A 14,623-nucleotide genomic window follows, 5' to 3' on the forward strand; every position below is an offset into this window, starting at 1 on the left:
GTGCCCGGCGAACGGGCGGGGATTCTTGTGTTCTTTGAAAATTAAAAAGGCGGGTTTTACCCCCCCCCTGGCCCGGCGTTGCGCGCCGGGAGATTAAAAATTAAAGTGAGCAAATTAAAGGTCGGCAGATGGGTTGGCTTGAAGCGCGAGCCTGTCAGTGAAGCGGAGCTAGCTCAGTAGCGGCATCCAGGAAGTTGCGCCCACTTACGCCCCCCACTTTAATTTTTAATTTGCTCACTTTAATCTCAACAATCACTCCTCCTCTGCCGCTAGCTTGAGGAAGACGAGGGTTGAGCCCTCCTTGGGGGTGATCTTCGACTTGGCGTTGAAAATGCGGACATCGCCCTCCTCTTCGACGCAGAACAACAGCACCGCGCGGGCGCCGTATTCTTCGTCGAAGGCGGACATGTCGAAGTTTTCACGCAAAGTGATGTGCTCGAAGGTCGCACCGCTGGCCAACTGCATTTCGAAGAAGCTGTAAGTCGCATCATCGGCGAAAAGCGGGTTCATCTTCTTGGACTGGTTGTCCTGCGGGTTGGTGTTCTTCTCCGGCAACAGGTGGTAAATATCGGCCCGCTCAATGTATTCGCGCAAGGTCGTTTGGGCGAAAGCGTTCACCTCGTCGTTGGCCGTCAGGGCGACCGCGTGGCCGATGTTGGAGAAATCCAACTCCTCCAGAAACTCCTCGGAAAAGACATTGCCCGGGTGCGCGGTCAACTCATGGCGACGCGCGCGGTGCACGTGGAAGCGATTGGAATCGATCAGAACCACATCACCGCCGACCTTCTTCAGCTCCGCCGCCATGCCGATCGCCCAGTCATGCGCGCCCACAAACAACACGCCCTGCGGGTCCAGGTTCGACAAGCCGAGTCTGGACGACAACGGCGCCGCCAACAGGCCATAAAAGCCCACGGTGCCCACGACCACGAGCAGCATGACCGCCATCATCTTGTCCGCGTCTTCCACACCGGCGTCCGCCAGCTTAAGCGTAAAGAGCGAAGTCAGCGCCACGGCCACAATCCCGCGCGGGGCGAGCATCATCAGCAGCACCCGCTCCTTCCAGGAAGTTCCCGAGCCAATCGTTGAGACCATGACCGCAGCCGGCCGCACGATGACAATCAGGCTCACGACAAACAGGACGCTGCTGATGTTAATCGCGTCCACCGTCTCCGGCGCCACGCGCGCCGCCAGCAAGATGAACAGCATGGAGATGAGCAAGATCTGGAGGTTTTCCTTAAAGGCCGTGATGTGGCGCACATCGAAAAGCTTCTGGTTGGCCATCAGCACGCCAAAGAGCGTCACCGTCAGCAACCCCGACTCCTCCTGCAAATGATTCGACACGCCAAAGGAACCCAGGACCAGCGCCAGGACGACGAAATTGTGCAAGAACTCAGGCAGCAGTTTCAGCTTCACGAGCCCGAGCAGCAGGCCACCGCTCAGCGCCGAAAACACCACGCCGATGGCGAGCGTCTTCGCAATGCCGACCATGACAATCGCGCCGCTGCCCATGTCCTCCATATGCCCGTGGCCATGCCCTCCGCCCTGGTTGGCGATCAGCACTTCGAAAACGAGCACGGCCAGGATCACGCCAATGGGGTCATTCAGAATGCCCTCCCACTTGGCCATGTATTTGACCTTACCGCGCGGTCGGATCGTGCGCAGCATGGGCCCGATCACCGTCGGCCCAGTCACCGTCAACAACGCGGCGAACAACGCGCTGAGCATGCCGTTGAAACCGAGGAAAAACTTGGCCAGCACAAACGTCAGCCCCCAGGTCATGACCACGCCCAACGAGACCAGACGGACAATCGTCACGCCTGCCTCCCGCAGGTCGGAAAACTTCAGCGTCAACCCGCCCTCAAACAAAATGATCGCCACCGCCGCCGAAACTATGGGAAAAAGAAGATCGCCCAGCACGTCGTCCGGGTTCAACAAGCCCGTGACCGGTCCCACAATAAAGCCTGTGCCCAACAACAGCAGGATAGCCGGGATTTTCAGCCTCCAGCCCAACCACTGCGCAATGGCGCCTAGCGCAATAATCCAGGCGAAGCTTCCGTAAATCGACACCTCCATTAGGGCACAAGGCTCTGAGTTTCAAAGGCCAAGGCAACCACAAACAATATTAATGTTTTTTATTGCAGGATGTTTCAAAATTAGCTTAGCTAAACAACAATTATGGAGGAAGGCGTTATACACACGTTGATGAGCAACCCGCTGATTGCACTGTTTGTGATTATAGGCGGCGGATTGCTCTTAGGGCAAGTAACGATTAAAGGCGTCAACCTGGGCAGCTCGGGCGTGCTGTTCACGGCGCTGCTCGCTGGGCATTTTCAATACAGCCTCCCGGCGGCCATTGGCTCCGTCGGCCTGGTGCTTTTTGTTTACTGCGTGGGCATTGGCGCGGGCGGGCGCTTCTTTTCAGCGATCGCCCGTGAGGGCAGCCAACTCGCGCTGCTCGCGCTGTTAATCGTGATCATCGGGACGGCGCTCGCCTACGCGATGGCGCTCATGCTGGACATCCCGGCAGACTTGGCGGCAGGCATTTTCGCCGGCTCGCTGACCAGCACCCCCGCCCTCGCCGCCGCCAGCGAAAGCCTGTCCGACGTTGGGGAATCCGCCCTCGTCATTGGCTATGGCATTGCGTATCCGTTTGGCGTCGCCGGCGTGGTGATCGTCATCCAGGTCCTGCCCAAGCTGCTCAAGTGGGACCTCAAAAAGGCCGCCGCCGAAGCCAAGGACCCCCGCGAAGCCGAAGCCCGCGTAGAAAACGTCCTCGTCGAAGTCACCAACCCCAATCTCGAAGGAAAACGCATTTCCGAAAGCGGGTTGGCCCAGTTCAACGCCTGCCAGGCATCCCGCGTGCAACGCGGCGAAAAGCTCGAACCGCTCAGCTACGACGACACGTTTCACGTTGGCCAGCGCCTCATGCTCGTGGGCCTGACCAAAGAGATCGGCATCGCCGTCGACTACCTCGGCAAGCGCTGCGACCAGCGCGCGCTGCGCGACGTTGAAAACGAAAAGCGCGAGCTCGCCGTCACCAGCAAAGCATTCGCCGGCAAGAACTTGCGCGACATTGCCCCACTCAAAAATCACGGCGTCGTCATCACCCGCATTTCACGCCTGGGCCTCACCTTTGTCCCCAATGCCTCCACCGTAATTGAGAACCACGACGTGCTGACCGTCGTCGGCCGTTCGGAAGCGATCAAAGACTTTGCCGAAGTCGTCGGCCACCGCAGCAACAGCGTCGATGAGACGGATCTGCTGTCACTCTCACTCGGCCTGGCCCTGGGCATCGTCGTCGGCCTGATCCCGATCAAGCTGCCAGGCGGCAGCCCATTAACCCTTGGCCTCGCGGGCGGACCACTGATCACGGGCCTCGTTCTGGGCCACTTTGGTCGCGTGGGCCGAATCGTTGGGCACATCCCCCGCCCCACTCGCCTGCTGTTGCAGGAGTTCGGCCTCGTCCTGTTCCTCGCCGACGCTGGCGTCAAGGGTGGCGGCGCGCTGGTGGCGACGCTGCAGGAATACGGCATGGTGCTGTTCGGCATGGGCGTCGTGCTGACCGTGGCTCCCATCGCCATTGCGCTGCCCATTGCCACGAAGTTCTTTAAAATGAACATTTTGCAAGCGCTCGGCGGCATTTGCGGCGGCATGACCTCCACTCCCGCCCTGGGCGCCATCACCGCCAAAACCGACTCCCAGGCGCCCGTCGTCAGCTACGCCACCGCCTATCCGATCGCGTTGATCATGATGACCGTCTTCGCCAAGCTCCTCGTCTCCACGCTGTCCTAACAACCAATTCCAGCCGTCGAAAATAGTACGGCGCGCGGCGCCAAAATGTTGCATGCAATAATGTTTACAGATGCTCAATTGCCTATAGGTTTGTGTCTATGGAAAAGCACAACCAATACCTCACCATCTCCCTGACAGTTATCGGCGCGGATGACGCGCTTGCATTCTATCAAAAGGCGTTCGACGCCGAAGTCGTCCAGAAGTTTGCCCTGCCCAATGGCGTCATCATGCACGCCACCCTTAAAATTGGCGATGCGTTGGTTTACCTCTCGGAAGAATTCCCGGAATGGAAGGCCCTCAGCCCCAAAACGCTGGGCGGCTGCCCGAGTCTGCTTTGCCTCCAAGTCGAGGACCCCGACGCCGTTCACGCCAAGGCGGTTGCCGCCGGCGCGGAAGTCATCGACCCAGTGCAGGACTACCTGTGGGGCGAGCGCGGCGGTGTCGTTGTCGACCCCTTCGGCTATCGCTGGGCCTTCACCAAACACATCGAGGACATCTCGGAAGAAGAGATGGTCAAGCGCGTCATGGCGCACATGGGCGGCAACTGATTTTTGCCAAAGACTGCATTGTCCGGTTGCCTCTGAATCAGAGATGCCTAGGCTGGGATTAGTATGGCGACAACTAAGTGGAAACGTTGGGGAAAACGCCTGGGCGTCACGGCGGGTGTGCTCTTTGTTCTTTACGTCGTAGGCGGCTTTTGGGGCGTGCCGCTCGTCCTGCGCTATTATGCGCTGCCCAAGCTGAACGAGGAAGTCGCAGGCCATGCCGAGGTCGAGGCGTTCTACAGCAATCCCTTCACTTGGCAGCTCACCGTAAAAGGCTTGAAAGGCTTTACGCCAGATGGCTCCGAAGCCGCAAGTGTGGCGGAATTCCGCGTCAACGTGCAGCCGACGTCGGCCTTCAGCGAAGAAAAAGCGATCAAGGAAATCTACATCGACCGCCCGTTCCTCAATCTGATCATCGACGAAGACGGCAAGATCAATATCATTTCCTCCTTGGAGCGCCTACGGGAAGAAGCGGAAAAGGAAGCAAGCTCCGACGAGCCATTTGTCATCCCCCAGATTCACATTGGCAGCCTGAAGGTTCTCAATGCTGGCCTACGCACGCAGATAGACTCCTTTGGCCGGCCATTTGTGCGGGAGATCGAGGACCTCTCATTCACCATGGAGGACGTCCACACGCTCTCCTCTCACGACAACCCCTATAGCTTCCACCTCCTCACCACCGATGGCGAAAAAATCCAGGTCAATGGCGACCTGCGGCTCGACCCCTTGAGCTCATGGGGGCAAGTCGTCGTGGAGCAGCTCGACTTGAAGGACTTCGACGTTTTTGCAGGCGATCAAGTTGGCTTCGACCTCACTGACGGCGTGGTCGACCTGTCCGTTGGCTATCGGTTCATGCCCTTGGGCGACACCCCCCGCATGGAAGCCTACGACGGCAATTTCACGCTGACCAACATGCGCATGGTCGCGCGTGACGACCCCGAGCACCCATTCGAGCAAATCGATAAAATGCACATACGCGGCGCGAAAATGGATCTCCTGAACAACCTCGTTGCCTGCGATTATTTCTCCATCGAAGGCGGGCTGCTCAAGGTTGTGCGAGAGAAAGACGGCGTGCTCAACCTGATGCGCTACATCGCCACCAGTGAGCGTCAGGCTGAAATCGCCGCCGAAGCCGAACGCGAAGCAAAGTCCGAAGGCAACGAGCGCCAAATACGCCTCGGCGTGGTCTCCGCCGACCTCGATATGGGCGTGGCGCTGACCTCCGCCTGGAATCAGATCCAACAACTCGTGGAGCTCAATTGGGACCTCGAAGTGGGCACAGTCGACCTTTCGGGACTCAGCCTGACGTGGCGCGACGAATACCTGCCCACCCCCGCCGAGCTTCGGTGGACCGACATTGCCATGCAGGCGGACAAGCTCAACAACGGCGACAAAGCCTTTCCCTACAAGCTCAGCCTCGTCATGAACGACACCGGCAAAGTTGCGCTGAATGGCTCGTTTACCGCAACCCCGGCGTCGACAGAGTTTGAGGTCCAGGCGGAAACCATTCCGCTGCAAGTCATCTCGCCTTACGTAACCAATGTCGTTGATGTCGACCTGATCAGCGGCGACCTGAGCGCATCAGGCCAAACCGCGATCGCCCTGCCCGACAATGCCCTGCCGGTGCTGTCCGCCGAGGTAAACGCCCAACTAGCCAATCTGGAAATCGACTGGACCGACCCCGCCAGCAAGCTCATCAGTTGGCAAAATGTCGACCTGCAGGGCGTGTCCGTTTCCACCGAGCCCATGGCGCTGGTGGCAAGCCAAGTCACGGTAACCAATCCCGTGCTCGCCGTCGAACGCCTGCCCGACGGCTCGTTCCGCCTGCCCTTGCCCAAGGAAAAGGAAGCAACGCCAGCCGAAACGGCGCCCTCGCCAGAACCGGACAGCGCGCAGCCCGAGATTGATTACCACGAAGCCAGCGTGCAACTGGTCGAGCTGGTCATCGAGAACGGCGAATTGCAGATCACCGACCAGGCAGTGTCTCCCGCCATGCAATTCAACGTGACCAACGCCCAACTCCGCGCCGGGCCGTTGTCCTACCCCAACGTTGAACCAACCAAATTTGACCTCGCCATAACCCTCAGCAATGGACCATCCGGCGGCGTAAAGGTCGCCGGCGCCCTGGACCCGCTCCAGCCGTTTGCCGCCACCGAAGTCAGCGTCAACACGACAGGCGTCCCCCTGAGCCCGTTTGCCGCCTACGCCGTGCCGATCATTGGGCGCCCCCCCACCAGCGGTAAGCTGACCGCCAATCTGGGCTACTCGATCACCACTGGCGAAATCGTCGGCTCGAACAAAATGCAGATCCAGCAAGTCCGCTTTGGCGAGCGCGCCAAGGACAGCCAAGCGCCCAACCTGCCGCTCGAACTCGGCGTGGCCATTCTGGAGGACAGCAAGGGCGTCATGCACATCGACGTCCCCGTGAAGGGCAACATCAACGACCCGGAATTTTCCCTCGACCACATGATCAGCTACGCAATCGGAAATGTGCTCGAAAAACTCGTCACCGCGCCGTTCGCCGCCCTCGGTTCGCTGCTGCCCGGCGATGAGTCAGTCGGCAACGCAATTGCCTTTCAGCCGGGTAAATCCACCCTCCCCCCTGAGGGCCTCGAAGTTGCGACGAACCTCGTGACCATTCTGGCGGATCGCCCCAATCTCTTACTCACCTTGACGCCATCGGTTGATCCCGAAACGGACTCCTCCGCTCTCCGCGACTTAAAGTTCCAAGCCATGCTGCAAGCCCGCATGGAAGCCGAAAGCGATGACGCCGAAGACGCCACCGAGGACCTTTACGACGCCTTGCCCAAGACCGAAGCCACGCCCGACGCCAGCGACCTGACGCTCACCCAACAGCAGGACGCGATCAAGGAAACCATCGAAATCACGACTCAGGACTTCGCCGATCTCGCCCAAGCGCGCGCCAGCGCCGTCCTAACCGCACTCACGCAAAGCGGCCTCCCCCCCGAGCGCGTCAAAATCATCACCTCGGATGGTTCGCCCTACGCGCAAGACGGCGCCAAGGTCGATCTCGGCCTCGACGCTGCCCAGTAGGCAGTGGCTAAATTTCGAGGGCGCTTGGTCCAAAATCGAGCCCGATTGAGAGAAGATCATGCCTGCTCGGCGGGAAGCCGTTCAGCGCATTCTTTGAGATGGTTTTGGGCAATTTCGGGGAGTTCATCCAAGTGCTGCATGCCATCTATGATGGGGCGCAGCTTACGGCCAAGCGGCATGTCTTTGGTCAGCGCTTTAACTTTGGCGCGCAGCCAACCCACATCACCCCGGTCTTTGTCTGAATAGGGGCCAGCGTAAAGCAGCTCCACGAACCGGAAAATGGTTTCCCAACGCAATTCCGCCGAGGGTGGCGGTGGGATTTCCCCAGTCGCCAGGAAATGTTTGATCTCTGCAAACAACCACGGATAGCCCAACGCCGCCCGCCCGATCATAATGCCGCTTACCGGCGACGCTTTACTGAGCGCAGCCACATCAGCACAGGTTTGCACCCCTCCATTACCGACTACGGGAATCGCTAAGGCGGCGGCAACTTCATTGATTAAATTCCAATCCGCCTCGCCTCGATACCCCTGCTCCTTGGTGCGACCATGTATCGCGAGTAATGCTGCGCCGGCGTCCTGCACACGTTGCCCCACTTCAAGCGCGACGATCTGCTCGTGATCCCAGCCCGCACGAATCTTCACCGTTATCGGGATTTCGGGCACGGCTTCCACACAGGCTCTGGTGATTTTTTGCAGCATTGGCGGATCCTTTAGCAACGAGGACCCCGCATTGATGTCCGTCACACGACTGGCCGGACAACCGCAATTAATATCGATGAAATCCGGCTTCACTCGGTCGGCTATTGCCCGCGCGGCAGCCGCCATGCGATCGGGCAACGAACCAAATATCTGCACGCCCATTGGACGTTGCTCTTCAGTGAAATCGACATTACGCCAAGCTTTCTCAGTGCGCAACAGGCTCTCTGCCATGACAAATTCAGTCGTCATCACATCGGCCCCCTGCTCTTTGCACAGTTGACGGAAAGCGCTATCGGTAAAGCGCGCCATTGGCGCTAAAAACAGTGGCATCTTCCCCGGACCGATCCAAGGCAGCAGTTTTTGATTTTCAGTGATCAATGGTCAGCTATCGATTTTCAATTGAGCGATGGTCGGCGCATTGAAAATTGCGAACTGAAAGCTGACAAGTGACAATTGCGCTTAGCTGCGCTCGGGCGCCCGGCGGACAAGATCCGTATGGCGGATATCCTTGGCCTTGATCAGGTAAGCCACTTCCTCGCCAATGTTCACTGCGTGATCGCCAATACGCTCCAGGCTTTTTGAGATAAAAATGAGCTCAACGCCAACGGTTACGTACTTTGCATCTTCTGCTGAACGACTCAGCAGCATGTCGAAATTTGCCCGGTTGATGTCGTCCACCTTGCGGTCCAGGTCAGGAAGGCTGATGGCCTCATCATAGCTTTCGTTAATGAATGAATCCAGGCTCTTGCGCAGAATTTCCACCACCATATCGGTCATCTGTGGAATGCCAGCCAAATCGCCAATTGTGCGGCCTTGCCGCGCCAGACGGCGCACACGCTTAGCGATGGAGGACGCTTCGTCGCCAACCCGCTCCAGATCATGGCAGCCTTTCATGCAAATCGTCAGCATGCGCACATCGGTCGCCACTGGAGCCCGCAAACTTAAATAGCGAACGGCTTCGCCATCAATTTGCAGCTCCAACTCGTCGATCTCATCGTCCATACCGAGCACACGCTGTGCGAGGCTGATGTCATTTTCCTCGAGAGCCCGCAACGACAGGCGCACAATATCAATGCACTTTTCGCCCATGAGGACGAGTTTGCGGCGGATGTCTTCGAGTTCGCTTTCGTAAAAATGCTGCATGGGAATGGGGGCTTTAGTTGTAATAAATATCGTTCAAATTACATGTAGCTTAAGCTACACTTAAAGAAAGCGCAATGAATTCCCGTAAAATATTGCGTGACACATTTCACCCAGCCAAGCCTGCAAAAACTGTCGGCTCAATCTTAACCGAAGCGCCCAGAAACGTAGTCTTCCGTTTGCGGCTTCTCCGGGTTCATGAAGATTTTTTGCGTCTCATCGTACTCAATCAACTTGCCCAGATAGAAGAACGCAGTGCGGTCGCTGACACGGGCTGCCTGCTGCATGTTGTGCGTGACGATAACGATTGTAAACTGGCGCTTTAGCTGGTGAATCAACTCCTCAATCTTGCCGGTCGCCACCGGGTCCAGAGCCGAACAAGGTTCGTCCATCAGCAGAATTTCCGGTTGGTTGGCAATCGCGCGCGCAATGCAGAGACGCTGCATCTGTCCCCCGGAGAGCCCCAGTGCGCTGTCCTGCAAGCGATCCTTCACCTCGTCCCAAAGCGCGGATGAGCGCAAGCTGCGCTCGACGACTTCATCGAGCTCACTCTTTTTGTTACGGCCAGCCACCCGGAGGCTGTAGACGATGTTTTCGTAAATGGATTTCGGGAAGGGATTGTATTTCTGGAACACCATGCCCACTCGCTTGCGCAGGGAAATCACCTCCAACATCGGGTCAAAGATGCTCTCATCGCCCACGGTGATGTCACCTTCATGGTGGATGCCGTCGATGAGGTCGTTCATGCGGTTGAAGCAACGCAAAAGCGTGGACTTGCCACAACCCGACGGCCCGATAAACGCCGTCACTTTTTGCTTCGGCATGGCAAAAGACTGATCGTGAATCACCTGGGACGAGCCATACCAAAACGAGAAATTCTTCACCTCAATGTAGGATGGATCAGGCGACGGAGCAGTGTGCTCAGTGGTATTGGGTTCGGATACGGTTGCGTTGGCCATGACGAATTAAAAAGTTCCGGTAGCGTATTTCTTACGAAGGTGGTCGCGAATCAAAATCGCGCCCAGATTAAGGACAACCACGAGCATGATCAGCAGGAAAGTCGTGGCAAATACCATTGGCTTGGCCGCCTCTGAGTCGGGCGACTGGAAACCGAGGTCATAGATGTGAAAGCCCAAGTGCATGAACTTCCGCTCGAAATGGAAGAACGGATAGGTGCCGTCGATCGGCAGTTCTTCCACGTGATTAATGACGCCCACCAACATCAGTGGCGCTACTTCGCCAGCGCCACGCGCCATCGCGAGAATCAAGCCAGTGAGGATGCCAGACGCCGAAGCCGGCATCACAATGCGTTGAATGGTCTGCCATTTCGATGCGCCACAAGCGAGGGAAGCTTCGCGCACGCCACGCGGCACGGCGGCAAGCGCCTCTTCGGTGGCCACAACGACAACTGGCACCGTCATCAGGGCCAGGGTCAGCGAAGCCCAAAGCACGCCGCCGGAACCAAAGGTTGGCTCATTGAGCATGGCGCGGTCGGCAAAAAAGCCATTGAAGAATGGGCTATAATAAATCAGGAACCCGAGCAGGATGATGAAGACAATGGACAGGGTCGAAACTGCCTGCTGACGGAATTTTTCAGGCATCCAATCGCGTGTTTTCCAGAGGCCTTCCTGCGCGAGCACCAGCAGAACGACCAGCGCCATCAACGCCACCGCCAGCCAAACAAACCACTTGGCGACCGCCATGGGGTCCTCAGCGCCGCTGTCAATCCAACTGCCCATGCCATAGACGAAAAAGCCCAAGCCAAACACGCCGTAGACAATCGACGGCACACCGGCGAGGTTATTGACCGCGATGCGCACTGCCTGGGTGAACAGGCCCTGCGAGGCGTATTCACGTAGATAGATTGCCGCCAACACGCCAAAGGGCATCACCGCAGCGGACATGAGCACCGTCATCACGAATGTGCCAATGATTGCCGGGAAAATGCCTCCTTCGGTGGCGCCTTCCCGCGGCTTCTCAGTCACAAACAACCAAAAGTGCGATATAAAGAACAGCAACTTGTCGACCGCATTAAACTCGTTGGGCTGGTATACCTTCAGGATTTCACCCGCAACATACTCCCGCTCGGCGCCATCGATAAGCTTATAGCGCAGGGTGCTCGTTTTGATGGACGCCTTCAGCGCGTCACTTTCATCGAAGTATGGCTGGTATTCGTTGAGTAGCTCGGTCGCTTTAGAATGGATATCCTCAAGCTCTGCAAAAGCCCCCCCCTGCTTGGCGATCTCATCATACTCCCGTTGCAACTCTGCGCGACGTTCTTTCTGTGAAGCGTCCAGCATGGCGGCGCTCTTGTAGAGCTCGTCCATTTGCTGCATTTCTTTTCGCTGCTCCGGATTGTTATTTTGCAGAAGCCGGATTTCAAAAACCAAGTCCTTGTATTGGTTGGCGTATTTGCGAATCGGCCCCGTATCAATGTGCTCCGCCTTGATACGGGCGTCTTCGGCCTCCTCCATCACACGGTCGAGCTCAGCCTTAAATTCCGGGCTGTCCGCCGAAATGGTTTTCCCATCTTCGAGCACGAGCTCAACGGGATAAAACACCGCCTTGCCACTGCCTTCGCGGTCCGCCATCCAGATGCCTTCGGCAACCTCCATCGACTCAATCGCATCGTGGTCGACATAGCGGAATTGCGGACCCACGTCCTTATTGCCAGTAAAGAGTTTATACTCGTGCTTAATCTCGCCCCCATCTTCGGCGACCTTTTTTTCACGGTCTTCAATGATCGAGGCGGCCACGACTGAACCGTCTTTAAACTTCACCTCATAAACGGCTCGCGGCCAGAAAACCTCCACACCGTTGGCGACAATGATCCACATCAGGCCGATGACCATGATAATGCCAGAGGCCAAACCCATGCCACATAGCCATACGTACATCTCGCCGGCTGGGCGCATTTTTTTATCGAAGCCGTTGGAAGTCTTACTCATTAGCCGACGGTTTTATAGCGGTTACGCAGGCGCACGCGGGCGACTTCCGCCACGGTGTTCACAATGAAAGTCATCAGGAAAAGCAACAGTGCGCCGAAGAACAGAATGCGGAAGTGCGTCGACTCTTTGGGGGCTTCGGGCAGCTCCACTGCGATGTTCGCCGACAAAGTGCGCATGCCATTGAATATATTCCACTCCATGATTGGCGTGTTACCCGTGGCCATCACGACAATCATCGTTTCCCCCACGGCGCGACCAAAGCCAATCATCATGGCCGAAAACATGCCTGGAGAAGCAGTCGGCAGCACCACACGTGAGGCAGTCTGCCAACGGCTGGCGCCCAAAGCCAGTGAAGCCGAGGTCAGGAATGTTGGCACGTTGGACATCGCATCCTCTGCAATCGTGAAAATGATTGGAATGACCGCAAAGCCCATCATGAAGCCGATGACCACGGAATTACGTTGGTCGTAAGCCCCCCCGAACAACGACTGTGGCCACCAAAGGCGGAAATCCGCAATTCGCTCACCTGTAGTCGGGTCGACATAAATACACAGCTTGCTCTCTACCCATGGGCCCAAATTCCAACCCACATAAGCCACAATCAGCAACAGCGGAATGAATACGAGAAACTCCTGCCCGGGCTTTAATTTCACGCGATAGCGCTGCGGTAGTTGCCCCCAACCATACCCCACGAGCAAAGCCGTCAGCGGCAGCAGGAACAGCACGAGGAAGACTGACGGATAACGGCCGTCCAAAATAGGCGCCAACCAGAGTGCTCCCAGAAAGCCCAATACCACGGATGGCAGCGAAGCCATGATCTCCATCGTCGGCTTGACGACCTTCTTGTATTCCGGCTTGAGGAATTGCGAGGTGTAAAGCGCCGCCAGCAATGCGATCGGCACTGCAAAAACCATGGCGTAGAGCGTGCCCTTGAAGGTGCCAAAAATTAACGGCACCATGGAGAACTTGGGCTCGGTGGCGGCGTCGGCGGCTGAAGACTGGTATATGTACTTCGGCTCATCCTGTCCCTCGTACCAGATCTTGCCGAAAAACGCGCTGAAACTCGCTTCCGGGTGCGGATCGTGGATCGAATAAAAGTGCAATTTGCCAAGATCGTCAGCGAGCATCATCGATTCGTAACGCGAACCCAAAATCCCTGCCTTCGGCGTAAATCCGAGCGTCTTTTGCCAGCGGATTGAGCCCGTGGTGCCATAGCGAATTGACGCCTCTGGGCCGCTCGCCAATAGAAACGCGCGGTTACGCATGCTGTTCGAATAGAGGTCTGCGGGACCATTCAATTTGGGCAGGCGGTTAATTTCGGCAAATTGGCGCTCGACGCTTTCGCCATTGGCCAGTTGCTCCTCGGTTGGCTCCGGGCGATACTGGGCATAGATCACATTTTCACCATTGTCCGAAGTGAAAACCAAGGATTCATTGCCCAACAGCCAATCCATCGAACCAATGCCTTCATTGCCAAATGGTTGGAAAACCTGACGTAAATCCAACTCCCCGCGCTCAATCAGAAAGTAGTAAACCGAGCCCTCGGCGGTGGACACCAACACGCCGTTGCCCTGACCAGTTACCAGCACTTTACGCGGCTTGCCCGTGATTTGCTCAGTCAAATTAAACTCTTCGGCGGGCTTCCAGGCGCCCACGCCAAAGGGCGTTTTCTTGCGTTTAAATGTGGTGGTGCGCACCTCCAGTTCGCCCTCCTTGCCCTCGACCAATGCAGCGACTAGCCGATCCTTGTCCGCATCGAAGTAATCAATGGCGCGGACGGCGCCGAGCTCCTTGCCCAGCGGGAAAAATTTGTCCGCCTTCAGTTTGGCGACGATGGTGCGGTTATTACGGCTGTCGAACTCCGGCTGATACTCAACTTTGACCAGTGTATAACGCCCATCACTCGTGCCGAAGATGACCTCCTCGCTCTTATGGTGGTAAAGCGCGGAAGTAAACGTCGCCTCATCGGCGTATTTGGGCTTTTCCGCAAAAATGCCGCGTGGACCGATCACCGGAGGGGCGTCTTCCTCGCGCTTTACGTCAATAAATGTGAAGGATCCGTCGTCGAGATTCACCACAAACGGCAACTCCCCCCACTCATCAACGCCAACGATCTGAAAATTCGTCACGCCCGTGTCAATGAGCGCATCTTCGTGCACCTCTGCCGACTGAAACAGAGGCAATACCTGCACCGCAATGAAGATGAAGATCGCGAAAACCGACAAGATAATGCCAACGCCCCCCACCTTGATGAAGTGCGTCATGAAAATATCCAGCCGCAGCGTGCCCTTCGAAACATCGAAACGCTTTGGGTCGGGACTTGCTGATTGGGACGCCATGTCTGGTTGAGTTTAACAAACTAAAGGCTGGCGTGATAGACGGCCATCGGAGCAGCTCAACCTTTATCGTTTCCTCGTAACAAAACTGTTACAGTCGTCAGTAT

The 14,623-nt window shown here is 57.0% G+C and carries 9 protein-coding genes; 3 read left to right on the forward strand and 6 right to left on the reverse strand.

Translation table 11 applies throughout. From position 1 onward, the window contains the following. Nucleotides 1–252 precede the first annotated feature (252 nt). On the reverse strand, nt 253–2,073 hold the full coding sequence (locus RBB63_RS20650; protein WP_309387094.1) for a cation:proton antiporter: 1,821 nt from the start codon (nt 2,071–2,073) through the stop codon (nt 253–255). A gap of 102 nt (nt 2,074–2,175) precedes the next feature. Here RBB63_RS20650 and RBB63_RS20655 point away from each other — a divergent pair, with 102 nt between their 5' ends. The 3 genes from RBB63_RS20655 (at nt 2,176) to RBB63_RS20665 (ending at nt 7,391) form a co-directional block, all read left to right on the forward strand. Next, the gene (locus RBB63_RS20655; protein WP_309387095.1) at nt 2,176–3,792 is read left to right on the forward strand and encodes an aspartate:alanine exchanger family transporter; all 1,617 of its coding nucleotides are present in this window, start codon (nt 2,176–2,178) and stop codon (nt 3,790–3,792) included. A gap of 98 nt (nt 3,793–3,890) precedes the next feature. Further along, nucleotides 3,891–4,340 carry a VOC family protein gene (locus tag RBB63_RS20660; RefSeq protein WP_309387096.1) on the forward strand — a complete coding sequence of 150 codons (450 nt, stop codon included), beginning with the start codon at nt 3,891–3,893 and terminating at the stop codon, nt 4,338–4,340. A 63-nt stretch (nt 4,341–4,403) separates the two neighbouring features. Continuing rightward, nucleotides 4,404–7,391 (forward strand): DUF748 domain-containing protein, encoded by a 2,988-nt coding sequence (locus tag RBB63_RS20665; RefSeq protein WP_309387097.1) that lies wholly within the window; start codon nt 4,404–4,406, stop codon nt 7,389–7,391. Between the two features lie 56 nt (nt 7,392–7,447). Here RBB63_RS20665 and RBB63_RS20670 read toward each other — a convergent pair whose 3' ends face one another. The 5 genes from RBB63_RS20670 to RBB63_RS20690 all read right to left on the reverse strand — a co-directional run bounded on the left by RBB63_RS20670 (nt 7,448) and on the right by RBB63_RS20690 (nt 14,519). After that, complete coding sequence (locus tag RBB63_RS20670) at nt 7,448–8,401, reverse strand: tRNA dihydrouridine synthase (protein WP_309387098.1); 954 nt, start codon at nt 8,399–8,401, stop codon at nt 7,448–7,450. A gap of 150 nt (nt 8,402–8,551) precedes the next feature. Then, nucleotides 8,552–9,235 carry a phosphate signaling complex protein PhoU gene (gene phoU / locus RBB63_RS20675; protein WP_309387099.1) on the reverse strand — a complete coding sequence of 228 codons (684 nt, stop codon included), beginning with the start codon at nt 9,233–9,235 and terminating at the stop codon, nt 8,552–8,554. A gap of 143 nt (nt 9,236–9,378) precedes the next feature. Then, a complete protein-coding gene (pstB, locus tag RBB63_RS20680) occupies nt 9,379–10,191 on the reverse strand; it encodes a phosphate ABC transporter ATP-binding protein PstB (RefSeq protein ID WP_309387101.1) in 813 nt (270 codons plus the stop codon). Between the two features lie 6 nt (nt 10,192–10,197). Further along, nucleotides 10,198–12,180, reverse strand: a complete 1,983-nt coding sequence (locus RBB63_RS20685; RefSeq protein ID WP_309387102.1) for a phosphate ABC transporter permease PstA — start codon at nt 12,178–12,180, stop codon at nt 10,198–10,200. Then, nucleotides 12,180–14,519, reverse strand: a complete 2,340-nt coding sequence (locus RBB63_RS20690; RefSeq protein WP_309387104.1) for an ABC transporter permease subunit — start codon at nt 14,517–14,519, stop codon at nt 12,180–12,182. The genes RBB63_RS20685 and RBB63_RS20690 overlap by 1 nt, the downstream gene beginning before the upstream one ends. Nucleotides 14,520–14,623 lie beyond the last annotated feature (104 nt).

Origin of the sequence: Cerasicoccus frondis, from assembly GCA_031296915.1 — a bacterium.
Classification (GTDB): Bacteria; Verrucomicrobiota; Verrucomicrobiia; order Opitutales; family Cerasicoccaceae; genus Cerasicoccus; species Cerasicoccus frondis.

Coding starts and splice junctions, on each gene's coding strand:
- RBB63_RS20670 (WP_309387098.1), bottom strand. CDS start 8,401: ATGGCGCGCTTTACCGATAGCGCTTTCCGTCAACTGTGCAAAGAGCAG.
- pstB (WP_309387101.1), bottom strand. CDS start 10,191: ATGGCCAACGCAACCGTATCCGAACCCAATACCACTGAGCACACTGCT.
- RBB63_RS20660 (WP_309387096.1), top strand. CDS start 3,891: ATGGAAAAGCACAACCAATACCTCACCATCTCCCTGACAGTTATCGGC.
- phoU (WP_309387099.1), bottom strand. CDS start 9,235: ATGCAGCATTTTTACGAAAGCGAACTCGAAGACATCCGCCGCAAACTC.
- RBB63_RS20685 (WP_309387102.1), bottom strand. CDS start 12,180: ATGAGTAAGACTTCCAACGGCTTCGATAAAAAAATGCGCCCAGCCGGC.
- RBB63_RS20650 (WP_309387094.1), bottom strand. CDS start 2,073: ATGGAGGTGTCGATTTACGGAAGCTTCGCCTGGATTATTGCGCTAGGC.
- RBB63_RS20655 (WP_309387095.1), top strand. CDS start 2,176: ATGGAGGAAGGCGTTATACACACGTTGATGAGCAACCCGCTGATTGCA.
- RBB63_RS20665 (WP_309387097.1), top strand. CDS start 4,404: ATGGCGACAACTAAGTGGAAACGTTGGGGAAAACGCCTGGGCGTCACG.
- RBB63_RS20690 (WP_309387104.1), bottom strand. CDS start 14,519: ATGGCGTCCCAATCAGCAAGTCCCGACCCAAAGCGTTTCGATGTTTCG.